The organism is Acinetobacter sp. YH01006, assembly GCF_013420445.1.
Lineage (GTDB): Bacteria > Pseudomonadota > Gammaproteobacteria > Pseudomonadales > Moraxellaceae > Acinetobacter > Acinetobacter pseudolwoffii.
This window is the reverse complement of the sequence record NZ_VOYB01000002.1, coordinates 102,846-129,680: the sequence shown is the minus strand read 5'-3', so window position 1 is coordinate 129,680 and position 26,835 is coordinate 102,846. Positions and strand designations below refer to the sequence as shown.

Sequence of the window (26,835 nt, the reverse complement as noted above, 5' to 3'; positions counted from 1 at the left end):
GACAGGGAATAAAAAATGCAGCAACAAGTTTACCATAGCCCTGTTTATCATAGCCAAAGTATTCAAGCATGGGAGCAGCGTTGGTTTCAGCAGCAAAATAGTTCCTATGGTTTGATGCAGCAGGTGGCTTGGTCAGTCACACAGCGTCTGAGCGTGCTATTTAAAGAAAAAAATATACAGAAAATAGCGGTGTGTTGTGGTCAGGGCAATAATGCTGGTGATGGTTATCTGATTGCAAAATATTTAAAACAGGCCGGTTTCGATGTAGATATTTATGCGGCTGAAAAAGGTCAATCAGTGGACTTGGCCAAAGCTTGGCAAGAAGCGCTGGATGCTGGATTGAAAGTAGGGCCGCATTTTCAGTTTAAGCATGAATATGACGCTTATATCGATGCCTTATTTGGCATTGGTTTAAATCGTGAGCTGGATGCGAACTGGCAATCCATCATCCAATTGATCAATGACCAGAAAGGTCTCAAAATCGCGGTTGATATACCGAGTGGACTGCATGCCAATACCGGTCAGCCTTTGCCTATTGCGGTTAAAGCGGATTTTACGTATACGGTTTTGGGCTTAAAGGCAGGACTGTTTACCGGACAAGCTAAGGAATATGCCGCTAAGGTTGAACTGATTTCTGCCATTCCAGTTGATGCCGAACTGCAACCAGTTGCCAAACTTTCCTCACAGCAGATTAAATTACCGAAACGTGAAGCCTTTGGTCATAAAGGCAGTTATGGTCATGTGCTGGTGGTGGGGGGGCATGCTGAAATGGGCGGAGCAGTGATTATGGCAGCAGAAGCGGCATTTGCTGCCGGAGCAGGTAAGGTCACCATTGTCTGTGATGCGAAACACCATACCGCCATTTTGTCTCGTGCGCCGAATATTATGCTGCGTGATATTAATGCTCTCAACATAGAGCAGCGCACAGCCTTAATTCAGCAGGTCGATGCAGTCTGTTTTGGTATGGGCTTGGGACGTGATCAATGGGCAAAAGACCAATATCAGGCATGGTTTAATCTCATTCAAAATTCAGACTTAGACATTGTTTTAGATGCAGATGCATTGTGGTTTTTAGCCAAACAGCCGCAACAATTAAATTCTAAAACTTACACTACACCGCATCCGGGTGAAGCGGCAACTTTACTTGATTGTAAAACCTTGGACATTGAAACAGATCGGATTCAAGCGATTCATGCCTTAAGGCAGAAGTATGGCGGGCAATGGGTGCTAAAAGGTTCAGGCAGTCTGATTCTGGAACAACAGCTGTATATTTGCACTGCCGGGAATGCGGGTATGGGAACAGGCGGCATGGGGGATGTGCTGGCCGGGATGATTGCCAGTCTAAAGGCACAATTTGCTCAATCGATTCATTTGCATGAAATTGTGACGCTGCATGCACTGGCAGGGGATGAACTGGCCAAAAACGGCGAACGTGGTTTGCAGGCGCAGGACATGAAACATGCAATTTATCAGGTGGTTAATCGTGAAGGCGGCTAATCTGTCTGCAATCAAGCTGAAAATTTCAGGCCAAGTGCAAGGTGTGGGTTAGCGCTACTGGTTTGCTGAGCAGGCTGTGGCACTCGATTTAAAAGGCTAGGTGAAAAATTTAAGTAGTGGCGAAGTTGAGGCTGTTATTGTTGGCGCAGATTCACCGCTTCAGGAAATGATTGCACGAAGTTGGCAAAGGGCCTGCTTCTGCAATCGGACAAGCAATTATTCCAGAGCATCTGCAATCCGACTTAGGTATTCAAGGCTTTAAAATACGGCGCTAAACATTAACGACGACGGCTGCTGACCCGACTGCGGCCACGTGCCATGCCGCCCAAAGCATTGAGTACCGCCATTTTACTCATACTACCTGAGGCATGTGCATGACAAATGGCAGCCGCCAGTGCATCGGCGGCATCCTGTTGCGGTTTGATGCTGAGTTTTAAAATATTCATCACCATCATCTGTACCTGCTCTTTATCGGCAGCGCCATAACCCACTACAGACTGCTTGATCTGGCGCGCCGTATATTCAGCAACTTTTAAATCCAGATTGACCAGCGCGGCAACAGCAGCACCACGGGCCTGACCCAGTTTCAAGGCAGAGTCCGGGTTTTGTGCCATAAAGACCTGTTCTACCGCGGCTTCTGTTGGGCCATAAAATTTTACAATCCGCTCTACACCGGCAAAAATTCGTTTTAAACGTTCAGGCATTTCCGTGGTTTCTGTGCGGATCGTACCGGCATCGACAAAAGTCAGTTTGGAGCCGTCTTTTTCGATAATTCCGTAACCGGTTAAACGAGAACCGGGGTCAATCCCAATAATTAATGACATGCCTGCACTTTAAAAATAGAATAATGCCCATATTGTTACATAAGCGTATCAAAAAAGCTTGATCCTGATGAAGCAGTTGATTACATCATCCTATTATTTATTTTACTGAGATTAGATTAATTTTCATGAAATTATTTCTTATTATCCTTGCAGGCTTAATCCTAGAAGTATTTGTCTGGATTGGCGTGGGTGACCTCGTCGGGAGCATGTGGTACGTATTTTTCTGGTTTGTCGCTGCATTTTTTATTGGTATGAACCTGATCCGTAAATATTCGGCCGGTGTGATGCCACAGATGCAGCAAATGCAAATGGGGCAGATGAATGCAGATCCTGCATTAACAGGAAATTTACCTAAAATTTTAGCAGGCTTCTTCCTGCTTCTTCCTGGCTTAATTAGCGATGTACTGGCGGTATTAATGCTGATTCCAGCCGTGCAGCAGGTATTTAAAGCTGCCATGATGAAGGCGATGATGAAACGTCAGCAGGCCATGATGGAAAAAATGATGGGTGGCATGATGGGCGATATGGGGGGGGCGCAAGGCCAGAACCCCTTTGCCGAGATGATGCGTCAAATGCAGGATATGCAAAACCAGCAAGCAGGTCGTGGTGATTCAACCATCATTGATGGTGAAGCGCGTGAAGTGAAGCCTGAAGCGAAAAAAATTGAAATGAAAGATATCAATCCAAAATAAGATATCCATCTGCAAAGTTCAAAAGGTTGTATTTAAACCGAATCTGATGATTCGGTTTTTTATTGGAATATTCTCATTAGTTTGAACAAACGTTATAATCATTTTTTATAATTTAACGCTATTTTAATGTCTCTGCTTTTTACCATCTGCCTTCTACATTTTGTTGCTCAACTAAGTCCTGGCCCTGATATTCTACTGATCGCCAAAAGTGCTGCATCTACCACACGCCAAAATGCCCTGAAAATTATTGCAGGTATTTCGGCCGGTATTATCGTGTGGGTGGTACTGACACTGGCCGGATTTACCGTTTTAATCGAGCAATTTCCATGGGTCCAGCAGGTCTTGATGCTGCTCGGTGGAATATTTCTGGCAAAAATGGGCTGGACAATGCTCAAGGGTGGTGTGCGCAGTTTTAGGAATAAACATCAGCCCGAAGATGATTCCAATGAACTGGCACAACCCGAAAATTACTTTATGTTGGGTCTATGGACCAACCTCTCTAATCCTAAAACGCTGATCTATTTTAGCAGCGTATTTTCACTGGCACTGAGTTCATCAGCCTCGGAATATCTGAAAGCACAACTCGCGGTGATTATTCCCTTGCAGACTTTTATAACTTTCGCTTTACTCATGTTGCTGATTTCACAGCCGAAAATTAAAGCTCTGTATCAGCGTTCAGGGAGTTATATTGATATCGTTTCAGGCGGGCTATTTTTACTCTTTGCGTTATGGTTATGGTATGACGCGCTTATTTTGATGAATTAACTGGATGATCATCCAAAGTGGATTCGGTGGGTTTAAGTGAAGAAGACACTAAATTTTCTTGTGTTTTAATCGCTGTTTGATAGCGGTTGGGTCTTAAGCTGGTTTCGGTATTTTCAGAACCCTGATAGCTAAGGCTACGGTTGGCACGCTCGCGTAATCCACCTTTTTTAATTAACTGAACCATTGCATATCTCCCATTCCAAGAATTGCTATTGTAAATCAAATCTGGCAGCTATGAAGCTGTTTTTCTGCATAGCGATATTGGTATTAAAGCACCATAAAAAAAGACCTGTTTTTCGGAACAGGTCTCTCAATCAGAGCTAAATAAAATTAACGAAGGCCTTTATTTTCTTCTTGTAAAACATCGAGTATAGAGTGTTGTACGGGAACTTCTTGTTGTTGTGATTGCACATAGACGTGCACCACTTTAAATACGATCGCTGTAGCAAGACAGGCCACCAGACACAAAATCCAGAAGCCAAAAGGACTGCGAATATGATGCGAACCGCAATCTGGACATGATTTTTCTGTAGATTCCACTACTTTTTCGCAGCAGGCACATTGATATTGGTAGTGCATTGTTCTTCTCCCAGGATGTTATCCTTTTTTATTCTTCGATCATGAAAGATGATTTATCACCCTATCATAGGAGAGCTTTCACAGGCTTGCAATACGAGATTATCGACAGTTACAGACCATCTATACAGAATCAAAATTAATGACATGCTTATGGCAAGATTAGCAAGAAGATGAATGGACGCAGTGCTTATAAAATATACTGAATCTAAACCGGTAGTTATTGAAAAATAAAGCCCGCTTCAAGCGGGCTTTATTAGGGTTTTGTTAAGGATTACTGACCTGAACGGATGATATAATCAAATGCAGACAGTGATGCTTTCGCACCTTCACCGGTCGCGATGATGATCTGCTTATACGGAACAGTGGTACAGTCACCGGCAGCAAATACACCTTTCACATTGGTTTCGTTACGCTCATTAATCAGGATCTCGCCACGATTTGACAATTCAACCGCTGTTGCTTTTAAGAAATCGGTATTCGGCAACAAACCAATCTGTACGAAGATACCAGCCAATTCAACACTGTACTCTTCATCTGTTACACGGTCTTTGTATTTCAGTGCAGTCACTTGTGAACCGTCACCCACCACTTCAGTCGACAAGGCATTTTTAATCACCGTGGTGTTTGGCAAGCTTGTTAATTTGTCTTGCAATACCTGATCCGCACGAAGCTTGCTATCAAACTCAACCAAAGTCACATGCTCTACAATCCCTGCAAGATCAATCGCAGCTTCAACACCAGAGTTACCCCCACCGATTACCGCAACACGTTTGCCTTTGAACAATGGACCATCACAGTGTGGGCAGTAGGCCACACCACGGGTTTTGTATTCCTGCTCACCCGGAACGTTCATTTCTCTCCAGCGTGCACCTGTAGACAGGATGACGGTTTTCGATTCAAGTTTGGCACCATTCTCTAAAGTGACTTCTACCAGACCATTCGTTGTTTCATCTGCACCTTTGATGTTAGATACACGTTGCAGGTTCATGATGTCAACACCGTATTCTCGTACGTGTGCTTCCATTTCAGCAGCAAACTTAGGTCCTTGGGTTTTTTGAATCGAGGTATAGTTTTCGATGTCCATGGTGTCCATGACCTGACCGCCCATGCGCTCAGCTACGATACCGGTTTTAATGCCTTTACGTGCAGCATAGATCGCAGAGGTATTCCCGGCGGGGCCACCACCAATCACCAGTACATCAAAAGCGTCTTTGGCATTGAGCTTTTCAGCCTCTTTTGCTGCAGAGTTGGTGTCCAGTTTTGCCACGATTTCTTCCAAAGTCATACGACCTTGACCGATATGCTGGTTGTCCTGGAACACCATTGGAACTGCCATGATTTTGCGTTCTTCCACTTCATCCTGGAAGAAGGCCCCATCAATCATGGTGGCTGTTGTGCCCGGGTTGTAAATTGCAATCAGGTTTAAGGCTTGAACCACATCCGGACAGTTATGGCAGCTGAGTGATACAAATACATCAAAATCAGATTTGATTCCTAAGCCTTTAATCGACTCTAAAACTTCAGCAGATACTTTCGGTGCATAACCAGAGCTTTGCAGTAAAGCCAGAATCAGTGAGGTGAATTCATGCCCCATTGGCAGACCTGCAAAGTAGACCCGTGGCTCTTCACCTGCTTTGGCAATACCAAAGCTTGGAGCACGTTGGTTTGTACCGTCAAAGCGTGCAGTGACTAAATCAGATAATGCAGCCACTTCCTCAACCAGTTCTTTGATTTTTGCAGATTTGTCGGAATCATTTAAAGTCGCAACCAGTTCAATCGGGCTTTCCAGACGTTCGAGTAGTGTTTTTAATTGGGCTGAAGTATTTTGGTCTAACATTGCTAAGCTCCAAAGGAATAAATATTTATTTGATAAAGCGATATTAGTGCATAAATCAAAATAGGTGAAACAGTTTGTTTTTATAGTATCGATCGGAATTACTGATTTATTGAAAAATGTATCATTAATTTCAGATTTTTATATGGCGTTAGAATAAGAATTTTCAAGTAATTTAACTTGATATTTGCTTAATCCAGTTAGTATTAGGCATCTATAACAGGAGGGCTGAATCATGGAATTACAGCGCGGAATTTATCAGCATTATAAAGGGCAGCTTTATCAGGTATTACATGTCGCCACGCACAGTGAAACTGAAGAAAAGCTGGTGGTTTATCAATGTCTCTATGGGGATTATTCGATTTGGGTGCGCCCTTTAACAATGTTCACTGAAACCATTACCACCAACGATGATCGTGAAGTGGAACGCTTTAAATTAATTCAGGCGCTTTAAGCTAAAAGGCTCAGGGAGGGGCTATGCTAAATCCAGATGAATTTGAAAAATTCATGCATAAATTATATGAAAAATTTCATATGCATGATCTCAAGCAGACAGATCGACTGCAACGATATCGCAATATAGAACCAGAATCAGGTCGATTTTTATCCATGTTGATTCGTGCCCAGCAAGCCAAAGATATTTTGGAAATCGGTACATCCACAGGCTATTCGACTTTATGGTTAGCTGAAGCTGCTCAGCATACCCAAGCAGTGATAACCACACTGGAAATAGATAAAGCACGTGTCACTCAAGCGAAACACTATGCAAATACATTGGGTTTTGAACATCTTATTGATTTTAAAGTGATGGATGCGCAGCAATATCTAGAAGCTTCACAGCAACAGTTTGATTTTATTTTACTGGATGCAGAGCGCGATGCCTATCTAGGCTATTGGAAGCATTTGGCTCGATTACTCAAGCCAAAAGATGGGATACTTCTGGTGGATAATGTCATTTCACATGCAGCAGAAGTGGAAGAGTTTATTCAGCTGATTCAGCAAGATCAGCGTTTTATCATCAGCACTGTACCGGTCGGTGCGGGTCTGCTGATGGTCGGATATCGTGAATCGCATGAGTTTTAATCCATGCAGACTTTATTGAAATGTAAATTATATTCAAGATATTTATGTACGAAAGCAGCTTTATCTTCACGTCTGAGCAGGTTGTCATAAATAAATTCAGGTACAGGATGATAGAGCTCTGTATGGCCATTACTATAAACGATTTTCAGGTGGCGGCTTGAGGGATTATATTTCCATGAAATCACTGTAAGCAGTTTTTGCATATGCGTTCCTCCACTGAATATTTATTTTCTTATCATTTGAACTTATGCCATGCCGTGCTGTAGATGTATAGCTATATTGTAAGAATGGGCAGAGGATTGTAAGAAAATAGCTGCAGCGAGAAATTGAAACTTATTTAGCGCAGTTTGATAGATCGCAAAGAAATAGACGATTCAAGCAATTTCGGGATAAATACACACACTCAATCTGCGTGTAAACACTACTTCTAAAATAAATCAAATCAAAAGTTATAAAAAACCACGCTAAAGAGCGTGGTTTTTTTGAGTCAGTTTAATCTAATTAAAATTAGATTTTACCCACTAGGTCGATTGAAGGAGCAAGAGTTGCATCGCCTTCTTTCCATTTAGCTGGGCAAACTTCGCCTGGGTGAGCATGTACATACTGAGCTGCTTTAACTTTACGAAGAAGTTCTTGAGCATCACGACCGATACCACCGGCGTTGATTTCAACGATTTGGATTTTACCTTCTGGATCGATGACGAAAGTACCACGATCAGCAAGGCCGTCAGCTTCGATTAATACGTCAAAGTTTTTAGCAAGCGTCCAGTTTGCATCACCAACCATTACATACTGGATTTTTTTGATTTCTTCTGAAGAATCGTGCCAAGCTTTGTGTGTGAAATGTGTGTCAGTAGAAACTGAGTAGATTTCAACGCCTAATTTTTGGAATTCAGCGTAGTTGTCAGCAAGGTCACCCAGTTCAGTTGGGCAAACGAAAGTGAAGTCAGCTGGGTAGAAGAATACTACAGACCATTTGCCTTTAAGGTCAGCTTCAGTTACTTCAATAAATTGGCCATTTTGGAATGCAGTTGCTTTAAATGGTTTAACTTCAGTATTAATTAAGCTCATCATTGTCTCCATGATTGAGGTTTGTTTTGAATTTCAATTAGCTTATAGAAATTTACTTTATTGGTGAAATGGTATTTTTACATTACAAAAATCGGAAAAACCGAATCATATAAAAATTCTCCATTTTCACAAAATAGCTTTGTTCATTGAGCAGCATCAAGATGATGGCTTCATGACAAAATTATCTCTTTTTCCTCGTGCTAACAAACATGATGCTGAAACTGAAAAATTCAAGGGCAGATCAGGAAAAAAATCCTATTTCCCTCAAAATACTCTCGATATCAATTTGAAAATTAGGCTTATGCTTAAACTTAATCATGTGGACAGGTGATAGTAGCGGGATAATTTGCTCGATTTGCTACGCCGAATTAAGGGAAATGAGACGAGTAAAGCCAATTTGTCCGGCACTTAACAGAACTACGACTATCTGAAAGCCAATGAACCAAGTAAAATAAACTTTTCCGGTTTTTTGATGTGGGTGTTTTCTCTGTGCAGAGTCATTTAAATGTAGATCAATGGATAATGGCGCGTGACCGTCACCGTTTAAATCGACTGAAGAAGGGGAAAGATGCCAATGCCAAGCAGTATCAGGAACTATTTGAAAAATCCAATCTGAAAGTGCGGCAACGGCTGGAACGTCTTCCAGACATCAAGCTGAATCAAGATTTGCCCGTTACCCAATACGCTGACAAGCTGATAGCCGCGATTCAAAGACATCAGGTGATTATTGTGGCTGGCGAAACCGGTTCTGGTAAAACCACACAATTACCGCAAATTGCCATGCTGGCTGGACGCGGCCTGACTGGTCTGATTGGACATACCCAGCCACGCCGACTGGCGGCTCGAAGCGTATCACAGCGTATTGCTGAAGAAGTTGGCGAAAAACTCGGGGAATCAATTTCCTTTAAAGTGCGTTTTACTGAACAGGGTTCCCAAGATTCAATTGTACGCTTGATGACTGACGGTATTCTGCTTGCCGAACTGACGCATGACCGCTACCTAAGCAAATATGACACCATTATTATTGATGAAGCACATGAACGTTCGCTGAATATCGACTTCATTATGGGCTATCTGAAGCAGTTACTGCCGCGTCGTCCAGACCTGAAAGTCATCATTACGTCTGCCACACTGGATGTAAACCGTTTTAGTAATTACTTTAATGGTGCACCCATTTTTGAAGTAGAAGGCCGTAGTTTCCCGGTTGAACTGCGTTATCGCCCGATCTCGGAAATGAGCATTGGCGGCAGCGATGATGATGAATTTGATGACTTCGAAGAAAACTTGCCGCGTGCTGTGGTTAAAGCGGTAGAAGAATGTTTTCAGGATGCACAAGAAAAAGGCCATCCCGAACATGCCGATATCCTGATTTTTGCCAGTACAGAACAGGAAATTCGCGAGCTACAGGAAACCCTGATCAAGCATGGACCACGGCATACTGAAGTCTTAACCTTATTTGCCCGTTTAGCCTTGGCAGAGCAGCAAAAAATCTTTAATCCTTCCGGTGGTGGGCGACGTATTATTATTGCCACCAACGTCGCGGAAACAGCGTTGACTGTACCGAATATTCGTTATGTAATTGATAGTGGTTTTGCGCGTATTTCACGTTATAACTATCGTTCACGGGTGCAGCGCCTGCCGATTGAAGCCGTTTCTCAGGCTGCAGCCAATCAGCGTAAAGGTCGTTGTGGTCGTATTGCGCCCGGTGTTTGTATCCGCCTGTATTCAGAAGACGACTTTCTGAGCCGTCCGGAATTTACTGAACCTGAAATCAAGCGTACCAATCTGGCATCGGTGATTTTGCAGATGCAGAGTCTGGGTTTAGGTTCGCTGGAGGACTTCGATTTTATCGAACCACCGGATCACCGTCTGGTGAATGATGGCCGTAAGTTGCTGATTGAGTTGGGGGCAATGGCCGAGAAAAATTCTCCTAAAACTGAAGATGATCAAGCAAATCCCTCTAAATCTCCCTTTGAGAAAGGGAGACTTCAAAGCAGTGGATTAACCAAAATCGGTCAGCAAATGGCAAAAATGCCGATTGACCCACGTCTGGCCCGTATGATTTTGGGTGGCGCACATTTTGGTGTTTTAAACGAAGTCTTGATTATTGTTGCGGCGCTCGCGGTGCAAGATCCGCGTGAACGTCCTGCAGACAAACAAATGCAGGCCGACCAGAAACATGCCTTGTTCCGTGAAGCTGATTCTGACTTTTTGTTCTATATAAAACTCTGGGAAACATTGCACGGCAATCGCGAAAGTATGAGTGAGAATAAACGCCGTACATTTGCGCGGAATCATTTCTTGAGCTGGCTGCGTTTACGTGAATGGAAAAAAACCCATGAACAACTGGTGGACTTGGCTCAAGGTCTAAAACTGTCATTTAATGACAAAGCTGCCAGTTATGAAAATCTGCATCGTGCATTACTCACCGGCTTATTGTCGTTTATTGCCAACAAGACCGATGAACGTAATGTGTTTATGGCGGTACGTCAGCAGAAAGCCCGGATTTTCCCGGCATCGACTTTGCATAAGAGCAATACGCCGTGGGTCATGGCTTTTGAGATGGTGGAAACCTCGCAAGTGTATTTACGCACTCTGGCCAAGATTGAACCGGAATGGATACTGCTAGCCGCCCGCGATCTGCTCAAGCATCATTATTTTGAACCGCACTGGTCGAAAAAAGCCGGTGTGGTGAACGCTTATGACCAGATTTCATTATTTGGTCTGATCATTGAGCCAAAACGAGCAATCAATTATGAAAAAGTCGATCAGGCTGCGGCGCATGAAATTTTCTTACGCGATGCTTTAACTACGGGTCATCTCGGTATTAGTCCACCATTTTTAAAGCATAACTTGCTTAAACTGGAAGAAGTCGAACGGGTTGAGGATAAATTGCGTCGTCGTGATCTGGTGGTAGACGAAGAAACCATTTACCAGTTCTATGCATCTAAAGTGCCAGCTGAAGTGGCCAGCCGCCGTACTTTTGAAGATTGGCGGGCTACGGTTGAGCCTCAGCAGCCACGTTATTTATTTGTTGATGATGATGCATTATGGCTGAATGACCGTCCAACCACACAGCAATTTCCTGACTATTTACGTAATGGTGAACTTCGTCTGGCAGCGACCTATCGCTTTGACCCGAGTCATGATGAAGATGGCGCGACAGTTAAAATTCCACTGCAAGCCTTGGCTCAGGTAGATGAATCAATCTGGTCCTGGGGAATTCCAGGCTGGCGTCTGGACCTGATTGAAGCATTGCTAAAAGGCTTGCCGAAGGACAAGCGCCGTAATCTGGTGCCAATTCCAGATACTGCACGAAAACTCATGGCAAAAGTCGATGTACAGGATCTGCAGAAACATATCTTTGGTTTCCTGGCGTTCCAGTTACGTGGCGATCAAATCACTGAGAAAGATTTCAGCTTTGACCGGGTCGAACAGTATCTGTTACCGTTTATTAAAGTCACTGATGAAAAAGGTCGTGTCATTGAACAGGGTCGTGATTTGTCAGAGCTGAAAGCACGTTGCCGGGCTGAAACCCATAGTCCGGTCAAGCAGCTGAAAGGTGAATTTAAAACCTTCCCGGAAAGTTTTGTGTTTGAAGCCTCACAAAAAGTCACGGGTGTCGTGGTCAAGCAGTATCAGGCGCTGGTGCCGACCAAAGCCTTTGCTGCACTGGAGCAAAAAGATGAGTCGGGCGTGGTGATTCAGACCTTTAACGATCAGGCGGAAGCGATCAAAAAACATCGTGAAGGGGTGATCCGACTGGTACATATGCAACTGGGAGACCTGATTCGCCAGTTAAAAAAACAGATATCCAAACCTTTGGCACTGGCTTATTCGCCACTCGGTGACAAGGCCCACCTAGAACAAATGTTAGTTTATGCCACACTACAAATGTCCATGAATGAGCTACCTGTCAATGCGCAAGAGTTCCAAAAACTGGTTGAAGATGTAAAAAAATCTTTCTTAAGTCATGGGCAAGTTACCCTGAAAGAGATCACAGATATTTATATCCAGTGGCAGGAAATCCGCCGGAAATTATTGGTTTTAGACCATTCTGTGTTTGAGAAAAATATCAATGATATTGAAGATCAACTTGATTTAATGAGTCTTTCTGACTTTGTATATCGTAAACCATCCGATGTATGGATCGAATTTCCACGTTATTTGAAAGCCTTGATCTTGCGTTTAGACCGCTTGCCCAATAATCTACAAAGGGACAATTCCGCCATTGACCAAATTGATCAATGGATGGAAAAATTGTTCAAGTTTAAAGATGACCCTCGTCTGAAAGAATTGTACTTCATGGTCGAGGAGTTAAGAATCTCATTGTTTTCACAACCGATGAAAACAAAAGCACCCGTGTCTCCAACTCGCTTGCAAAAAGTATGGGATCGTCTTGGAATCAGTTAAGATATAGGTAATTCAGAGAAGGAGTTTTACATGGGCATCCGCATTACGGGTACTGGCTTGTTCCATCCGGAAAATGTCATCACCAATGAAGAATTAGTTGAAAGTTTAAATGCTTATGTGGAACTGTTTAATCACGAAAATGCGGACAAAATCGCTGCAGGCGAAATTGAAGCGCGTCGTGGTTCTAGTGCAGAATTTATTGAAAAGGCATCTGGTGTCCAACGCCGTTATGTTGCGGAAAAAAGCGGTATTCTAGATCCGAAACGTTTACGTCCGAATTTACCTGAACGTGCAGATGATGAAATTTCACTGCAAGCAGAATGGGGTGTAATCGCAGCCAAGCAGGCGATGGAAAATGCAGGCGTAACTGCTGAAGATATTGATATCGTGATTTTGTCATGCTCGAATTTGCAACGTGCTTATCCTGCCGTTGCCATCGAGATTCAAACCGCTTTAGGAATTAAAGGCTATGCCTATGACATGAATGTAGCCTGCTCGGCAGCAACATTTGGTCTGAAACAGGCCTATGATGCGATTAAGGCTGGTGCGCGTCGTGTGTTATTGGTTAATGTGGAAATTACCTCTGCACATACCGATTTTCGTTCACGTGACTGTCACTTTATTTTTGGTGATGTGGCAACCGCTTCAATTATTGAAAACACTGAAAGCAAAACCGGTTTTGAAATTCTGGATTCCGAGTTGTTCACCCAGTTTTCGAATAACATCCGCAATAACTTTGGTTTCTTGAATACCTCTGAAAATGCCGACATTGATGACAAGCGTTTCCGTCAGGATGGCCGTAAGGTCTTTAAAGAAGTCTGCCCACTGGTTGCGAAAATGATTACAGCGCAACTGGAGAAGAATCAGATTGCACCGACTGGCGTGAAACGCTTCTGGCTCCATCAAGCCAATGCCAGTATGAATGAACTGATCCTGAAACTGGTGGTTGGCAAAGAAAATGCCAAACCTGGTCTGGTGCCGATGATTCTGAACGAGTTTGCCAATACTTCTTCTGCAGGCGTGATCATTGCATTACACCGCACTGCCCATGAAGTGGAAGATGGTGAATACGGCGTACTTTGTTCATTCGGTGCTGGTTATTCAGTGGGTTCGATTCTGGTTCAAAAACGTGTGGCATGATCCGCAATAAATAGAGAGTAGACAGATTGCAGGCCAAGCATGACGGGCAGTGGATCAGGCGTTTAAGTGCCTTCTCCAAGTTATATTTTACCCCGACATTTTTAGGGGCTGAGTATATGGATGCCAGTCGACCTGCAATGTATGTCGGTAATCATTCCATGTATGGCATCTTTGATGCGCCGATGCTGATTGATTACCTCTACAACGAACATAAGGTGGCTGTGGTCAGTATTGCAGATCATAGCCATTTTTATGTGCCGCTGTGGCGTGAAGCCGTGAAAAAGTTTGGTGCCATTGATGGAACACAAGCCTATGTGCGTGCTGCAATGCAGCAAGGCTATTCCATTCTGGTCTTTCCGGGTGGCGGTCGTGAAGTGCTCAAACGTCAGGGTGAGCAGTATCAGCTGATCTGGAAGCAGCGTTACGGCTTTTTAAAGCTGGCGCAAGAATTCAACTATGATCTTGTCCCTTTTGCCGCTCTCGGTGCGGATGAGGTCTATGAGATTGGCTTTAATGCCAATAAGATTATCCAGCATAAGTATTTTCAAACACTACTTAAAATACCACAACTCAATAAATTACTACGTCAGGGCGATGTGATTCCTTCTCTGCCCAAACACCTGTTGCCAAAACGCTTGCCCTTTTATTTTCAGTTTATGCCACGACTATCGATTGCTCAGGTGCAGACGCAAGAAGAGCTGGTTGAGTTTCGGCATAGCTTGCAACAGCATATTTATACGGGGTTGGCAGCGCTCACTGTGCAGCGTCAGCAAGACCAGCAGGCAACCGAATCCTCGTTGTAAATCCAAGTTGTGACATATTGAGATGCGCTATATTTAGAAGTCATCCTGCAGTGCTGTTTTATTGTGCGAGTACTGCCATAATGTATGGTCAAATAGTCACTGATCGATGATCGAGGGCTCAACATGATTCAATATAAAAATAAAATAAATAGGTGCGTATATGGAACAGGGTGGTTGGGTAGCGCCGTTAAAATTGCTGGCACAACAATGTTTGCGGATTTCTCCGGAGTTGAACCAGCTTTATCTGGATCAGATGGCGATGATTGGTCATCTGACTGCACAAAATCTATTAAAAATTCAGCAGGGTCAATACCGGATTGAATTGCTGGACGGGTTGTTCTATATCCAGTTTTATACTGCATATGCACTGGACTCCGGAACTGCACCCGTTTTGGTCGAGAGTCATTTTTATTTTCAGCAATACAAAGCAGAAGCGCTAGAAGAATTTTTTTTACAGGATATCTATTTCCTGACTGGGGACTTGAAACCGCAGCATTCGCTGTATTTACGTGACAAAGCCAAGCAATTACGCAAACTGATTCTGAACCAGGTCTATGAGGCGGTAAATGGCCCAGCACGGGTATTGGCATTCCTGCAACAGATGTCGGTGGTTCAAGCTGAGATTATTGATCATCATTTAATAGAGGCCGGGTTGTATACAACACCAGTCATGCAAAACGTTGTTCTGGACGAACAGGATATTCCCCCGCAAATTCTTGAAAGCTTGCAACAGGCTTTTTCTTTGGCATTTCTACAGCAGGATGAGTTCCTGTCCATCCAGTCCTTAATGGACACTCTGGATGAATTCTGTTTTAGTGCCGCACAGTTTTTGCATCCGGCGACGTTTCGGATTATGTCCTTGTCTTTTGAAGAGCGTTTTAATTTACATGAACTGAATGATCACAGCGATGATATTCGGCTGTTGTATCGACATGCCGAGGAGCAGAGCCACCTGCTCGGTTTTGTCCGTTTGATGAACCGTGAGGTCTGGCATCGCGATGACTTATTAGCCAAACGAAATTTTCTGGAAAATCATCCCTATTTATGGCAAAAAAAGGTGGCCCGATTACCACTATTTGACTGTCATCGTGCAGTGAACTGGATTTTCAGGCAACCAGCCGAAGTACTGGACTGGATCAGTAGCAATATTCAGCACAGCAGCGTGCGGGTGGCAGTGACGGCCTTAAGTTTTGTAGACAGCCATCATATTCATCCGCAGATTATTCTGGCGACCTTACAATATTTTCAATATGTCTCAGCGCGACTGTTTATTCATAGCATGCATGAATATGCAATCCAGCATGACTGGTTTCAACATCAGCATAATCAGGCGGTGGTCTTAAAAGGCACACGCCAATCGATGGATGATCAGCGGATTGCCATCACTCCCTCGATTCTGTATCTGGACGAATGGATAGAACTGCTGCGTAACGTGGTCAAAATGGATGATCAGATCACCAAGAAAGTCTATTTGCAACTGAGCCGGGTGATGCAGGCATATATGCAGCATCTATATAAAATTACCACACATCTTCCAGAAGAAGTCTTGACCTATATTCAGCCTCAAAGCCAGCAGAATCGGGATTTCTATCATGTGTTGCAGCGCTATCGGATTCCTTTTGTCGAATTTAGACAGCTGTTTTATTTACACAGTGGACATGTGCGTGAGTCTGTATTTGACAGTTATGTGCGTGACTATCTGGTGGAATATTTTTCCAGTCATAACGAGATTCCGAAAAACCTCAGCTGGAGTGGATTATTCGCTCAGGCCGTGATCTGGCATGATCAGATTCAGAAGCAGGAAATGATGGCCAAGCTGAAAAAAGAGTTTGCGCTCGTAACTTGGTCACCTTTGACGCAGGCCTCATTTTTATTATATTTCAACTGGCGTTTTGAGGAGCTTAAAAATCTGGATCGTATTCTGGAAGAATCCAAGGTTTTCAGGAACTGTCTGGCTGCCAGTTATGCCCAGCAGATTATTGAAGGGCAATATGTGGCCTTTCGCATGTCGCATCCGGATGTGCGTTTACCTTTAATTCTGGGCTGTCGAATCGTCAATGGGCAAGTGATCTTCGATCAGTTGGAATATCCGAACAATCAAAAGGCAGAAGCTGAATATAGCAATATCGCGATGCATTTTATCAACTGGCTCAACTTGCAGGCTTAAGTGCAAGATTAAGTGGTTTTCCGCCATGACGCTTAACTTTTCTGCCAAAAATCGTTAGGCTATAACCGTTCTTTCACGGTATTGCTCTTATGAAACAGGAAACTGCCCTTAAGTTACTCAAAGCAGGAGAAAATGTCTTTTTAACCGGTTCTGCGGGTGCAGGAAAAACCTATACGCTGAATCAATATATTAATTATTTAAAAGCGCGTAAAGTCGCCGTCGCGATTACGGCATCGACCGGTATTGCAGCCACGCATATGAATGGTATGACCATTCATACCTGGGCCGGCATTGGGATTAAAGACTTTTTGTCCGAAGATGACTTAAAGCGCATGAAAGAGCGTAAATACTTAAAAGAACATCTGGAAAATGCCCAAGTTCTGATTATTGATGAAATTTCCATGCTGCATGCCAAGCAGCTGAATCTGGTCAATCAGGTGCTGAAATATTTTAAGGACAGTGATGAAGCCTTTGGCGGTATTCAGGTAATTGTGGCCGGGGATTTTTTCCAGTTGCCGCCAGTCGGTAAGAATGACGAGCGTAATCGCGATAAATTCTGCTTTATGTCGGAAGCCTGGGTAGAAGCCAAGTTTCGGGTCTGTTATCTGACCGAGCAGCATCGTCAGGGCAATGATTATCTGAATGACATCCTGAATGCGATCCGTGCGCAGGCGATTAGCCATGAACATCGCACGGCTTTACAGGCAACCCGACATCAAGAAATCGGCGATACCTATACGCGTCTGTATACCCATAATATGGATGTGGATAGTCTTAACTTTAAACATCTGAATGAAATTGACAATGATCCGCGCCAGTTTGATGCCCAGTGTGATGGCAATGAAAAGCTGATTGAAACTTTAAAATCTTCAGTACGTGCACCAGAAGCCTTAACCTTGAAAAAGCATGCCAAAGTCATGTTTGTAAAAAATAACTTTGATATGGGCTATATCAACGGCAGTCTGGGTGAAGTGATCAGTTTTGAAGAAGACGATGAATATGGTGTGCTGCCCAAAGTAAAACTGACCGATGGCACGACCTTGGTGGTGGAGCCGGAAACCTGGTCGGTAGACAATGAAGCTGGTAAGACTATTGCCAGTTTCCAGCAAATTCCTTTACGCTTGGCCTGGGCGATTACCATTCATAAATCTCAAGGGATGACCTTGGAAGCAGCAGAAATTGATCTGAGTCATACTTTCGAGAAAGGTCAAGGTTATGTGGCGCTGTCACGGTTGAAAAGCTTAAATGGCTTACGTTTAAAAGGCTTTAATGAGCAGGCTTTGGAACTTGACAGTTTAGCGATTAAAGCTGATCGTCGTTTTCAGGAACTTTCTGATGAAGCCGAAGCGAATTTTGAAAATGTCGATTTGACTGCGCAGCATAAAGCCTTTATTCGTCACTGCGGTGGCACATTGAATGAAGCAGAAATCCAGCGCAATGAAAAGAAAATTTCCAAGAGTGGCACGAAGCAGAGTTATGCCACTGCCACACTGGATGAAACCCGAGCACTGTTTGAAGAAGGCTATGAAGTTGCGGATATCGCGACTGAACGTGGTCTGACGCCAGCGACAATCATTAATCATCTAGGCCGTTTACACAAAGAGCAGGGACTGGATATTTCGGTGGCTCATCCGGGTGAGGAAGTGGTGGAGCAGGTGCGTAAAATTTATAAACGCTTAACCAAACGTCAAAGTGCTGAGCATTTTAATGATGATGGCTCGATTAAGTTGCGCCCGATTGTAGAACTCACCACGCCTAAAATGGCCTATGACCAAGTCCGTCTGGCACTGTTATTTGTAGAGTAATCCCCGAAATGATCCTTCAGAACTTTTAAGATGCATAGTTTATTCGTATACGGCACGCTTCGTCCGCAGCAACCCAATGCCCATGTCATGGAGCGGATTGGGGGAAGCTGGAAAGCCGCTTATATCCGTGGGCATTTGCAACAGCGTGGCTGGGGGGCTGAATTTGGTAGCCCGGGCATTCAGCTCAGTGATTCGGGCGAGACTGTTCACGGTTATGTATTTATATCTGAGCATCTTCCCCAATATTGGGAAGAGCTGGATGCGTTTGAAGGTGATGAATATCAACGGATTCCGGTTAAAGTGTATTTGGAAAACGGCGAGATGATAGAAAGTTTGGTTTATGCCTTAAAAGATTAGGCTCGGATTTGTCATGCAGTAAATTTCAAATTTTTATCAGGTCACAGCTTGTTAAAGATCATTCTATTTTTTTGTATCGCTTTTATTTTAGCTTGGAAAGCTTACAACCAAGATGAATCTTCCGTTGATCTGATGACATATCCTGAGCAAGCTTGAAACACTGCTTTAAAGCTTGGTGCAAGGTAATCAATAGATGACCTGCATATTATAGGTCATGTGATGTATTTTTGTTATAGGTCATGTGATGTGTTTTTGAGAAATCTTTGCATACTGGTGATGCGTGCTGATGATTTGAATCTATTGTGTACCAATCAATAAAGATAAAATCCCGGCTGCAATCAGCGGCCCAACAGGTACGCCGCGTAACACCGCCACACCTGCTACAGTACCAATCAATAAGCCCGCGACAATATCCGGTTGATTCGACATCAGTTTCACACCGCGGCCACCGAGCCAAGCCACAAAAACACCAATGGCAATGGCCAGTAAAGATTTCCAGCTGAGAAATGACTTGAGAATACTTTCTCCGGCAATTTTGCCACTCGCAATCGGTGCCAATACCCCGATGGTTAAAATAATAATTCCAATATTCAAACCATGTTGTTGTATATAAGGCAACAGGTCGTGTAGCGGGGTAATTTTAAGAACAATCAGTACCGCTGCAGCGATGGTGACAGCACTATTGTGACTGAATATACCACAGGCCAGTAATACCAAAAGAACCATCAAATTTAAATCGAGTTGTGACATGGGCGGGAGAGGAAACATGGAAAATGCCACCATTGTAGAGCGTTTCAGCTGGTGATACGAAGAAAATAAGCGAAGCAATCAATTTAGGTGTGTTTCAGGATAGAATGCACAACTCTTCACGCGATACAGGTTTAAGCAGATGCTATTGGAAAAAATGTTGCAGTCACAAGGTTTCGGTTCCCGCAAGCATTGTCAGCAATTGATTAAAAATGGTGCTGTTTCTATCCAGAATGAAGTGATTGATCATCCTAAACATAAACTGGATTTGAATGATTTAGACTTCGAGGTCTATGGCAAGGCCCATCGCTATCGAGAGAAAGTCTATATCGCTTTAAACAAACCGCAGGACTATGAGTGTTCGCATCAGGCCACGCATCATTTTAGTGTGTTTGATCTGTTTGATGAGATGCTGCTGAATCGTGGCATTCAATGCGTGGGTCGTCTGGATCAGGACACCACCGGACTGTTATTGTTGACTGATGATGGCCAGTTTCTGCAAGCGTTAACACATCCGAAAAAACATGTGGCCAAAGTTTATCAAATGCAAACGGCAGATCCAGTCACTGATGCTCAGCTACAGCAACTGGAACAAGGCGTTGAGCTACGCAATGAAAAAGGTATTTTTGCAGCCACTGAAGTGATACGTCTGTCTGAAAGCCGTCTGCAAATGAGCATTCATCAAGGGGTATATCATCAGGTGAAACGCATGCTGGCAGCCGTCGGAAATAAAGTCGAGCAATTGCATCGTGCTCAAATTGGTGCTTTGGCTCTGCCTGAGCTGGCTGAAGGAGAATGGATCTATTTAAATGCAGAACAGGTGGCTTTGGCAAAATTCCGTTCAGAAGAATAATTGAGTTATTCTTCTCAAGTTTATTTGAACGATCAGATTTTATCTCAGGAAACAATGATAGGTCTGAAACTCATTATCCTTAATAAATCCCATAGATTCATACAATTCATGCGATTGGTAATTGTTCTTTTGGGTTTCCAGGGTAATTCTTAAGGCCTGTTCATGTTTGGCAAATAAAATTGCGGTATCAATCAGTTGTCTGGCTGCACCCTGACGCCGAAATATCGGGGTGATATAGACATCATCCAGAATATAATAGGTCGAGCAGGCCACCGAAGAAAAACCCAGATACAGGATAATAAAGCCGGTAAAAGTATCATCTTTGGTATTAATGAAAATGACGGTCTGTCCATCTTCAAAACGTTGTTTTAAAAATTGGTAGGAGAGTTCGGGGTTAGAGGAGGTGCCATAAAATTGTCGATATTCATCGAATAATATCGCAAGCTGATTCAGGTCTGCTGATTGAGCGCGTCGTACGAGCATTGCATCCTCCATGCTAATTTTTTATTCATTATCAGCATCAAGCATAGCGAAGTTTTTCAGTGGCCGGCTTTAGAAATTGTTCGGAAATGCAACAATGTTAAATTTTGTCGCTTTCACCTAAAATGGCATTCAGTTCTTCAAATAAATCCAGATGATCATCATCGAGCTGGATTTCCTGATCATCCAGAGAATTGAGTGTTGAATTTGGCAAGCTGCTTTGCCCATTCTGGATCTCATTTTGCTTCAGTTTGCGCAGTCGGATCAGTTGTTCCAGATTAATATTCTGGTTTTCAATCGAGAAGGGGATCGATTTGGTAATCACCACCTGTTTGAAAAAAAGACGCACGGCCTGAGCTGGCGTAATCCCCAATTGCTTAAATACCGCAAAGGCTTGTTTCTTCTCTTGCGAGTCCAAGCGAATTTGATAAACTTCAGTTTTTCTCATAATATTTTTAAAGCTTTAAATTACTTAACTTTTCGCCTTTATTCTAATCAATTACGTTTGAAATTCAATCTTAAAGCGACCGATTTTAGAAAATAATCTGTAATGACAAGCGATTTACAGTGTCAATTCAAGTCTGGAGCTGAAATTCATGCTTTTCTGCGTGATCGGATCGATGAATTGAATATGTTGGGCCAATAAGCTTAAAGGGGCAGAAAAATCATCTTCGGCTTTGTGCGCTATCCGTGGATAAAACGGATCATTCTGAATTGGAATACCGAGATGATTCAAGTGCACGCGTAATTGGTGCTGTTTGCCAGTGTGTGGTTTCAGTTCATATTTGGCCCATTCTTTATTATGTTCTAACAGCTGGATTGCCGTTTCGCTATTGGCTTCGCCGTTGACCACCTGCATGGTATAGAAGGGCTGACCTTTTTCCATTCTTAATCGTGTGATCAATGGAAATTCTAAATCAGCCTTGTATGCTGCAATCGCATGGTAGGTCTTCTGCACTTGCCGTGTGGCAAACATCTGTTGATACAGGCCACGAGATTCTACATATTTTGAAATGAGAACCACGCCGGCCGTTTCACGGTCTAGCCGGTGAATCGGTGTTAAATGTTCATTGCCTGTTTGTTTTTTGAGACGAACCAGCAAGGTTTCCTGTACATACTGACCGGTCGGACTCATGGTCAAAAAGTGCGGTTTATCGATCACCATGAAATGCTCATTTTCAAATAAAATCTGATGTTGAAAAGGAACATGCACTTCATGTGCCAAAAATCGATAATAAAAACAATGACTATTGGCCTGAAATGGACTTTCTGTGCTTAATTGATGGCCCTGCGCATCATAGACCAGACCTTTGGCGAAACGGGCTTGCCATTCATCTGCTGCGATATGCGCAAATTGCGTGCATAAATAAGCAAAAACTGTCGGGGGTGCATCTAGACTATCCTGCAAGAACACTTTACTGGCACTGACCCCATTTAACATGGGCGGATTAAACTCAACAGTCGGATGCATGGCAGGCAGATCAACCTCTCAGAAACAGAAATGGTGAAAAAATATAGTTTCTCACACAGGTGAATAGGCTTTTAAAGCGTGGCGATGCTATCATATTTATTCTTTTGCATCATGTCGTGAGTAATATGCCTTATTCATTTAATGTCACTTTAAATCATGAAGACGATACCCAGAAACTGGCCAAGGTTCTGGCCGAAAATTTCCCTGCGGGAGTCGTATATCTGATCGGTGATTTGGGGGCAGGAAAAACGACCTTAACGCGCTATTATTTGCAACAGCTGGGTCATCAAGGTTCGGTGAAAAGTCCGACTTATACGCTGGTCGAACCGTATCAGATCAATGGGCAGGATATTTTTCACTTTGACCTGTACCGTCTGAATGACCCCTATGAACTCGAATTGATGGGAATCCGGGATTATCTGGAAACTCCGAATGCGCTATTTTTATTTGAATGGCCCTCCAAAGGTGGCGATGAAATTCCGCAAGCTGACCTGATTATTGAAATTTTAAAATCTGAAGATGAACTGACCCGTACTGCAAGCCTGATTTCCTCTAATCTTGCTTTGCGAGAGGCTTTGGAGCGTCAATTTTCACATGTCGAATGATTTAAGCCTACGCCGTATCCGTGCCCTTGATCCTGCGCTGGCCAACCAGATTGCTGCAGGTGAGGTGATTGAACGTCCGGCATCCGTGGTCAAGGAATTACTGGAAAACTCGATTGATGCGGGTGCGACCGAGCTGATCATCCGGGTGGAACAGGGTGGCAGTACCTTAATTGAAATTATGGATAACGGCCGTGGTATTCATGCTGAAGATCTGGCATTGGCCGTCATGCGTCATGCCACCAGCAAAATCCAGAGTGCCGATGAGCTGTATGCGATCAGCAGTTTAGGCTTTCGTGGAGAAGCGCTGGCATCGATTGCAGCAGTCTCACGCCTGACCATGATCAGCAGTCAAAATGAGGATGGCATTGGTTATCAGGTAGAAGTAAACGGTACGGCTTTTGATCATCAGCAGATTCAAGCGGTCGCGGCTTCGAAAGGGACGCATATCCGGGTTCAGGATTTATTTTTTAATGTGCCTGCGCGGCGTAAATTCTTAAAGAAACCGGGCACTGAATTTGGCCACATTGAAGAAATTGTACGCCGTATGGCACTGACGCATTTTGATATCCGGTTTGTGCTGGAACATAATGAAAGCATCAAGCTGAATTTACCCGTGGCGGACAGCGGTGCTTTACGTTTCCAGCGGGTACAGCAGTTATTGGGTCGTCAGTTCACTGAAAATGCTTATTGGATCGATGCTGACAGTATAAACATGCGTTTATCAGGCTGGCTTGGTCATCCCTCAGATGCGCGTGCACAGGCCGACTTGCAATATGTCTATGTCAATGGCCGGATTGTCAAAGACAAAACCATTTCTCATGCCTTGCGGATGGCTTATGATGGCATTTTGCATGGCCATCAACATGCGGCTTATTTGCTGTTTTTAGAAGTTGATCCTGAAAATGTTGATGTCAATGTCCATCCCACTAAGCATGAAATTCGCTTTCTGAATCAGCGTGAAGTACATGAGTTTGTGCGGCATTATGCCAAAGACACTCTGGCACAATTCCAGACGGCAACTGCGGATTTAGCAACTGCGATGAAAGTTGATGATGAATCTGTTGCACTTGTACCGCAACCGCGTTATCAGGAACAGTTTAGCCTGCACCAGACTGCGCATGCGCAGCAGCAATTATCCTCTAACCTACCTGTAGCTGCTAAAGATGAAAATGAGGCATCGGATGTCCTGACCGACTTTGAATCTTCGCGGCCGCAAACGGTACATTATGCGCGAGACTATAATGCGTCTTATGCAGGCTCGCAGCAGCTGAATAATGCCCTGCAAAGCTATCTGGCACCGCTGCGTGATCAAGCGTCTGCCTATGAGCCACAAGTTGCAGAGCAAGCCTTGCAAGGTCATATACAGGCCAAAGTCGATGAACATCCACTCGGGATTGCGATTGCCCAGTTACATGGGATTTATATTCTGGCACAAAATACCGAAGGGCTGATCATTGTGGATATGCATGCAGCACATGAGCGGATTGTCTTGCAGCAAATGAAATCGGCTTGGGATAAACCTGAATTCTGGACATCACAGCAATTGCTGATTCCCAAAGTGGTCAACATCACTCGAATGCAGGCGATGCGGGTCGAAGAACTCAAAGAGCAGTTAATGCGTTTGGGGCTTGAAATTGACCAGTATGGTGATGAACAGGTGATTGTGCGTGGCGTACCTGCCATTTTGCACAAAGCAGATTTTGATGCACTGATTCCCGAGCTGTTAAATGATCTGGATCCGAATGATCAGATACAGGGTCTATTGCAGAAACGTGACCAGATTCTGGCAGGTATGGCCTGTCATGGTGCAGTACGTGCGCATCGCATTTTAAGCCTGTCTGAAATGAATGCTTTACTGCGTCAGATGGAACACACTGAATTTGCCAGTCAATGTAATCATGGCCGTCCGACTTGGCGCGCTTTTCCATTGAATCAACTAGACAAACTTTTTGCTCGAGGAGAGTAGTTTTACATGTCCAATCAATTGCCGGTCATCAATTTAATGGGGCCAACTGCAAGTGGTAAAACCGCTTTGGCATGTGAACTGTATGAGCAGGGGAAATTCGAGCTGATTTCGGTCGATTCTGCGCTGGTTTATCGGGAAATGGATATTGGTACAGCCAAGCCTTCTAAAGAGGAACTGGCGCGCTATCCGCACCATCTGATCGATATTATCAGTCCACTCGAAGTCTATTCTGCGGCAAACTTTGTTGAAGATGCTTGCCGGTTAATTGATGATATTCATGCACGTGGTAAAACACCGATATTGGTGGGTGGAACCATGCTGTATTTTAAAGCCTTACTTGAGGGGTTGTCAGATAATCTGCCCAGTGCCGACTATACGATTCGTGCTGAAATTGAAGCCAAAGGCGAGCGAGAAGGTTGGGAGGCTGTTTATGCAGAATTAAGTGCCGTAGATCCCGTTGCTGCGGAGAAATTCAAGGTTAGTGACAAGCAGCGTATTATTCGTGCCTTAGAAGTGTTTAAACTGACCGGTGAGCCGATTACAAAACTACAGGCAGAGCAACCTAAAAACTTACCATATCGTTACAGTTTTTATAACTATGCACTTATGCCAGATCGGTTAGAATTACACGGGCGTATTGAACAACGTCTGCAAATGATGTGGAAAAACGGTTTTTTAAATGAAGTTGTTAGTTTAATTGAAAAATACGATTTTAATGAAAATCTACCTTCTATGCGTTCGGTAGGTTACCGTCAAGCTATAGAATTCTTAAAAAATGTTGACAAAACCAATGAAAAGCAACAGGAAATGGAGGATAAAGCTTTATTTGCGACACGACAACTTGCAAAACGTCAATATACGTGGCTGAGGTCTTTGCAAGAAAAGCATAAATTTACAACATATTTTACGCTACAGCAGGCTCAACAAGACTTGCGAAACTGTCACGGATAAAGCAAAATTTAGGGACTATCTTTTTTATAATTTTTAATTGAAAAATAGAGATAGTTTTTGCGCTGATTTTTAATTTTTTTTTGGAGTTATAACATGTCTAAAGGTCAAACTTTACAAGATCCATTCTTGAATTCTCTCCGTAAGGAACGTATCCCAGTATCTATCTTCCTGGTAAACGGTATTAAATTACAAGGTCATATCGAGTCTTTCGACCAATACGTGGTTTTATTAAAAAATACAGTAAGCCAAATGGTTTATAAGCATGCAATTTCAACTGTAGTGCCTGCACGTAATCCTCGTCCTGCTGGTGCGCCTGCTGGTCCACAAGGTGCTGGCTTTGGCGGTCAAGGTGCTACTGGTGGTTTCGGTGGCGGTCAAGGCGCTGGCTTCGGTGGTCAAGGTGGCTTCGGTGGCGGTCAAGGTGCTGGTTTTGGTGGTCAAGGTGGCTTCGGTGGCGGTCAAGGCGCTGGCTTTGGTGGTCAAGGTGGTGGCTTTGGTGGTCAAGGCGGCTTCGGTGGCGGTCAAGGTGCTGGCTTCGGTGGTCAAGGTGGCTTTGGTGGTCAAGGCGCTGGCTTTGACAACGATACTAAATTTGAAGATACTCAAGACGACGAAAATAATCGTTAATCGAGTCTGAAAATTAAAAAAACCTCTCATCGAGAGGTTTTTTTATGCCTGTAAGTTTTGCATGGATAAAAATTAAAAAGCCAGCAATCTAGCGCTGGCTTTTTA

General features: G+C 43.6%; 26 protein-coding genes. 16 read left to right on the top strand and 10 right to left on the bottom strand.

The features are described from left to right. The first annotated feature begins 15 nt into the window (after positions 1 to 15). Positions 16 to 1,497 (top strand): NAD(P)H-hydrate dehydratase, encoded by a 1,482-nt coding sequence (locus FTT73_RS02175; protein WP_180190935.1) that lies wholly within the window; start codon positions 16 to 18, stop codon positions 1,495 to 1,497. 278 nt (positions 1,498 to 1,775) lie between these two features. Here the strand turns inward: FTT73_RS02175 and ruvC are convergent, their stop codons facing one another. After that, positions 1,776 to 2,321: a crossover junction endodeoxyribonuclease RuvC gene (gene ruvC, locus FTT73_RS02170; protein WP_004278925.1), complete on the bottom strand. Its 546-nt coding sequence runs from the start codon at positions 2,319 to 2,321 to the stop codon at positions 1,776 to 1,778. A gap of 125 nt (positions 2,322 to 2,446) precedes the next feature. On the opposite strand from ruvC, the gene FTT73_RS02165 reads away from it, so the two are divergent. Both FTT73_RS02165 and FTT73_RS02160 read left to right on the top strand, forming a co-directional pair. Continuing rightward, positions 2,447 to 3,013, top strand: a complete 567-nt coding sequence (locus tag FTT73_RS02165; protein WP_005170309.1) for an FxsA family protein — start codon at positions 2,447 to 2,449, stop codon at positions 3,011 to 3,013. A 126-nt stretch (positions 3,014 to 3,139) separates the two neighbouring features. Next, positions 3,140 to 3,778, top strand: coding sequence for a LysE family transporter (locus FTT73_RS02160; protein ID WP_159138587.1), 639 nt, complete (start codon positions 3,140 to 3,142; stop codon positions 3,776 to 3,778). Here the strand turns inward: FTT73_RS02160 and FTT73_RS02155 are convergent. The 3 genes from FTT73_RS02155 to ahpF all read right to left on the bottom strand — a co-directional run bounded on the left by FTT73_RS02155 (position 3,762) and on the right by ahpF (position 6,194). Continuing rightward, positions 3,762 to 3,962, bottom strand: coding sequence for a hypothetical protein (locus tag FTT73_RS02155; RefSeq protein ID WP_005170312.1), 201 nt, complete (start codon positions 3,960 to 3,962; stop codon positions 3,762 to 3,764). The genes FTT73_RS02160 and FTT73_RS02155 overlap by 17 nt on opposite strands. 146 nt (positions 3,963 to 4,108) lie before the next feature. Further along, positions 4,109 to 4,357, bottom strand: a complete 249-nt coding sequence (locus FTT73_RS02150; protein WP_005097376.1) for a hypothetical protein — start codon at positions 4,355 to 4,357, stop codon at positions 4,109 to 4,111. Between the two features lie 271 nt (positions 4,358 to 4,628). After that, positions 4,629 to 6,194, bottom strand: a complete 1,566-nt coding sequence (gene ahpF, locus FTT73_RS02145; RefSeq protein WP_180190934.1) for an alkyl hydroperoxide reductase subunit F — start codon at positions 6,192 to 6,194, stop codon at positions 4,629 to 4,631. A 232-nt stretch (positions 6,195 to 6,426) separates the two neighbouring features. On the opposite strand from ahpF, the gene FTT73_RS02140 reads away from it, so the two are divergent. Next, positions 6,427 to 6,645: a DUF1653 domain-containing protein gene (locus tag FTT73_RS02140; RefSeq protein WP_005097373.1), complete on the top strand. Its 219-nt coding sequence runs from the start codon at positions 6,427 to 6,429 to the stop codon at positions 6,643 to 6,645. Between the two features lie 23 nt (positions 6,646 to 6,668). After that, the gene (locus tag FTT73_RS02135) at positions 6,669 to 7,274 is read left to right on the top strand and encodes an O-methyltransferase (RefSeq protein WP_159138343.1); all 606 of its coding nucleotides are present in this window, start codon (positions 6,669 to 6,671) and stop codon (positions 7,272 to 7,274) included. On the opposite strand, the gene FTT73_RS02130 is transcribed toward FTT73_RS02135, so the two are convergent. Continuing rightward, positions 7,271 to 7,477 carry a KTSC domain-containing protein gene (locus tag FTT73_RS02130; protein WP_100329913.1) on the bottom strand — a complete coding sequence of 69 codons (207 nt, stop codon included), beginning with the start codon at positions 7,475 to 7,477 and terminating at the stop codon, positions 7,271 to 7,273. The two genes, FTT73_RS02135 and FTT73_RS02130, sit on opposite strands and share 4 nt — an antisense overlap. 304 nt (positions 7,478 to 7,781) lie before the next feature. Beyond that, positions 7,782 to 8,345 (bottom strand): alkyl hydroperoxide reductase subunit C, encoded by a 564-nt coding sequence (gene ahpC / locus FTT73_RS02125; RefSeq protein WP_005097370.1) that lies wholly within the window; start codon positions 8,343 to 8,345, stop codon positions 7,782 to 7,784. Between the two features lie 489 nt (positions 8,346 to 8,834). Here ahpC and hrpA point away from each other — a divergent pair, with 489 nt between their 5' ends. The 6 genes from hrpA (at position 8,835) to FTT73_RS02095 (ending at position 19,030) form a co-directional block, all read left to right on the top strand. Further along, a complete protein-coding gene (hrpA, locus tag FTT73_RS02120) occupies positions 8,835 to 12,758 on the top strand; it encodes an ATP-dependent RNA helicase HrpA (protein WP_180190933.1) in 3,924 nt (1,307 codons plus the stop codon). 30 nt (positions 12,759 to 12,788) lie between these two features. Then, positions 12,789 to 13,898, top strand: a complete 1,110-nt coding sequence (locus FTT73_RS02115; RefSeq protein WP_005170328.1) for a beta-ketoacyl-ACP synthase III — start codon at positions 12,789 to 12,791, stop codon at positions 13,896 to 13,898. Positions 13,899 to 13,924: 26 nt separating this feature from the next. Further along, complete coding sequence (locus FTT73_RS02110; protein WP_100355380.1) at positions 13,925 to 14,701, top strand: 1-acyl-sn-glycerol-3-phosphate acyltransferase; 777 nt, start codon at positions 13,925 to 13,927, stop codon at positions 14,699 to 14,701. 160 nt (positions 14,702 to 14,861) lie between these two features. After that, positions 14,862 to 16,868, top strand: a complete 2,007-nt coding sequence (locus FTT73_RS02105; protein WP_180078305.1) for a hypothetical protein — start codon at positions 14,862 to 14,864, stop codon at positions 16,866 to 16,868. 89 nt (positions 16,869 to 16,957) lie between these two features. Then, positions 16,958 to 18,673 (top strand): AAA family ATPase, encoded by a 1,716-nt coding sequence (locus FTT73_RS02100; RefSeq protein WP_005097360.1) that lies wholly within the window; start codon positions 16,958 to 16,960, stop codon positions 18,671 to 18,673. A gap of 30 nt (positions 18,674 to 18,703) precedes the next feature. After that, the gene (locus FTT73_RS02095; RefSeq protein WP_180190932.1) at positions 18,704 to 19,030 is read left to right on the top strand and encodes a gamma-glutamylcyclotransferase family protein; all 327 of its coding nucleotides are present in this window, start codon (positions 18,704 to 18,706) and stop codon (positions 19,028 to 19,030) included. A 297-nt stretch (positions 19,031 to 19,327) separates the two neighbouring features. Here the strand turns inward: FTT73_RS02095 and FTT73_RS02090 are convergent, their stop codons facing one another. Continuing rightward, positions 19,328 to 19,780, bottom strand: coding sequence for a DUF441 domain-containing protein (locus FTT73_RS02090; RefSeq protein WP_180190992.1), 453 nt, complete (start codon positions 19,778 to 19,780; stop codon positions 19,328 to 19,330). A gap of 139 nt (positions 19,781 to 19,919) precedes the next feature. Here FTT73_RS02090 and FTT73_RS02085 point away from each other — a divergent pair, with 139 nt between their 5' ends. Continuing rightward, entirely contained in the window at positions 19,920 to 20,630 is a 711-nt protein-coding gene (locus tag FTT73_RS02085) for a pseudouridine synthase (RefSeq protein ID WP_005097357.1), read from the top strand. Between the two features lie 39 nt (positions 20,631 to 20,669). On the opposite strand, the gene FTT73_RS02080 is transcribed toward FTT73_RS02085, so the two are convergent. The 3 genes from FTT73_RS02080 to FTT73_RS02070 form a co-directional block, all read right to left on the bottom strand. Next, positions 20,670 to 21,113, bottom strand: a complete 444-nt coding sequence (locus FTT73_RS02080) for an N-acetyltransferase (protein ID WP_005097355.1) — start codon at positions 21,111 to 21,113, stop codon at positions 20,670 to 20,672. Between the two features lie 97 nt (positions 21,114 to 21,210). After that, positions 21,211 to 21,558, bottom strand: coding sequence for a type II toxin-antitoxin system RelB/DinJ family antitoxin (locus FTT73_RS02075; RefSeq protein WP_005097354.1), 348 nt, complete (start codon positions 21,556 to 21,558; stop codon positions 21,211 to 21,213). A gap of 114 nt (positions 21,559 to 21,672) precedes the next feature. Next, positions 21,673 to 22,581, bottom strand: coding sequence for a pseudouridine synthase (locus FTT73_RS02070; protein WP_005097353.1), 909 nt, complete (start codon positions 22,579 to 22,581; stop codon positions 21,673 to 21,675). Between the two features lie 125 nt (positions 22,582 to 22,706). Between FTT73_RS02070 and tsaE the strand changes: the two genes are divergently transcribed. From tsaE to hfq, 4 genes are all read left to right on the top strand, one after another. Continuing rightward, positions 22,707 to 23,186, top strand: coding sequence for a tRNA (adenosine(37)-N6)-threonylcarbamoyltransferase complex ATPase subunit type 1 TsaE (tsaE, locus tag FTT73_RS02065; RefSeq protein ID WP_005097351.1), 480 nt, complete (start codon positions 22,707 to 22,709; stop codon positions 23,184 to 23,186). After that, positions 23,176 to 25,152 (top strand): DNA mismatch repair endonuclease MutL, encoded by a 1,977-nt coding sequence (gene mutL / locus FTT73_RS02060; RefSeq protein ID WP_180078303.1) that lies wholly within the window; start codon positions 23,176 to 23,178, stop codon positions 25,150 to 25,152. Before tsaE ends, mutL begins: the two co-directional genes overlap by 11 nt. A gap of 6 nt (positions 25,153 to 25,158) precedes the next feature. After that, positions 25,159 to 26,103, top strand: a complete 945-nt coding sequence (miaA, locus tag FTT73_RS02055) for a tRNA (adenosine(37)-N6)-dimethylallyltransferase MiaA (RefSeq protein WP_180078301.1) — start codon at positions 25,159 to 25,161, stop codon at positions 26,101 to 26,103. Between the two features lie 93 nt (positions 26,104 to 26,196). Beyond that, positions 26,197 to 26,730 (top strand): RNA chaperone Hfq, encoded by a 534-nt coding sequence (gene hfq, locus FTT73_RS02050; protein WP_074383259.1) that lies wholly within the window; start codon positions 26,197 to 26,199, stop codon positions 26,728 to 26,730. Positions 26,731 to 26,835: the final 105 nt, after the last annotated feature.

Excerpts from the sequence above, each read along its gene's own strand:
- FTT73_RS02175 (WP_180190935.1), top strand. The coding sequence starts at position 16 with ATGCAGCAACAAGTTTACCATAGCCCTGTTTATCATAGCCAAAGTATT.
- ruvC (WP_004278925.1), bottom strand. The coding sequence starts at position 2,321 with ATGTCATTAATTATTGGGATTGACCCCGGTTCTCGTTTAACCGGTTAC.
- FTT73_RS02165 (WP_005170309.1), top strand. The coding sequence starts at position 2,447 with ATGAAATTATTTCTTATTATCCTTGCAGGCTTAATCCTAGAAGTATTT.
- FTT73_RS02160 (WP_159138587.1), top strand. The coding sequence starts at position 3,140 with ATGTCTCTGCTTTTTACCATCTGCCTTCTACATTTTGTTGCTCAACTA.
- FTT73_RS02155 (WP_005170312.1), bottom strand. The coding sequence starts at position 3,962 with ATGGTTCAGTTAATTAAAAAAGGTGGATTACGCGAGCGTGCCAACCGT.
- FTT73_RS02150 (WP_005097376.1), bottom strand. The coding sequence starts at position 4,357 with ATGCACTACCAATATCAATGTGCCTGCTGCGAAAAAGTAGTGGAATCT.
- ahpF (WP_180190934.1), bottom strand. The coding sequence starts at position 6,194 with ATGTTAGACCAAAATACTTCAGCCCAATTAAAAACACTACTCGAACGT.
- FTT73_RS02140 (WP_005097373.1), top strand. The coding sequence starts at position 6,427 with ATGGAATTACAGCGCGGAATTTATCAGCATTATAAAGGGCAGCTTTAT.
- FTT73_RS02135 (WP_159138343.1), top strand. The coding sequence starts at position 6,669 with ATGCTAAATCCAGATGAATTTGAAAAATTCATGCATAAATTATATGAA.
- FTT73_RS02130 (WP_100329913.1), bottom strand. The coding sequence starts at position 7,477 with ATGCAAAAACTGCTTACAGTGATTTCATGGAAATATAATCCCTCAAGC.
- ahpC (WP_005097370.1), bottom strand. The coding sequence starts at position 8,345 with ATGAGCTTAATTAATACTGAAGTTAAACCATTTAAAGCAACTGCATTC.
- FTT73_RS02115 (WP_005170328.1), top strand. The coding sequence starts at position 12,789 with ATGGGCATCCGCATTACGGGTACTGGCTTGTTCCATCCGGAAAATGTC.
- FTT73_RS02105 (WP_180078305.1), top strand. The coding sequence starts at position 14,862 with ATGGAACAGGGTGGTTGGGTAGCGCCGTTAAAATTGCTGGCACAACAA.
- FTT73_RS02100 (WP_005097360.1), top strand. The coding sequence starts at position 16,958 with ATGAAACAGGAAACTGCCCTTAAGTTACTCAAAGCAGGAGAAAATGTC.
- FTT73_RS02095 (WP_180190932.1), top strand. The coding sequence starts at position 18,704 with ATGCATAGTTTATTCGTATACGGCACGCTTCGTCCGCAGCAACCCAAT.
- FTT73_RS02090 (WP_180190992.1), bottom strand. The coding sequence starts at position 19,780 with ATGTCACAACTCGATTTAAATTTGATGGTTCTTTTGGTATTACTGGCC.
- FTT73_RS02085 (WP_005097357.1), top strand. The coding sequence starts at position 19,920 with ATGCTATTGGAAAAAATGTTGCAGTCACAAGGTTTCGGTTCCCGCAAG.
- FTT73_RS02080 (WP_005097355.1), bottom strand. The coding sequence starts at position 21,113 with ATGCTCGTACGACGCGCTCAATCAGCAGACCTGAATCAGCTTGCGATA.
- FTT73_RS02075 (WP_005097354.1), bottom strand. The coding sequence starts at position 21,558 with ATGAGAAAAACTGAAGTTTATCAAATTCGCTTGGACTCGCAAGAGAAG.
- FTT73_RS02070 (WP_005097353.1), bottom strand. The coding sequence starts at position 22,581 with ATGCATCCGACTGTTGAGTTTAATCCGCCCATGTTAAATGGGGTCAGT.
- tsaE (WP_005097351.1), top strand. The coding sequence starts at position 22,707 with ATGCCTTATTCATTTAATGTCACTTTAAATCATGAAGACGATACCCAG.
- mutL (WP_180078303.1), top strand. The coding sequence starts at position 23,176 with ATGTCGAATGATTTAAGCCTACGCCGTATCCGTGCCCTTGATCCTGCG.
- miaA (WP_180078301.1), top strand. The coding sequence starts at position 25,159 with ATGTCCAATCAATTGCCGGTCATCAATTTAATGGGGCCAACTGCAAGT.
- hfq (WP_074383259.1), top strand. The coding sequence starts at position 26,197 with ATGTCTAAAGGTCAAACTTTACAAGATCCATTCTTGAATTCTCTCCGT.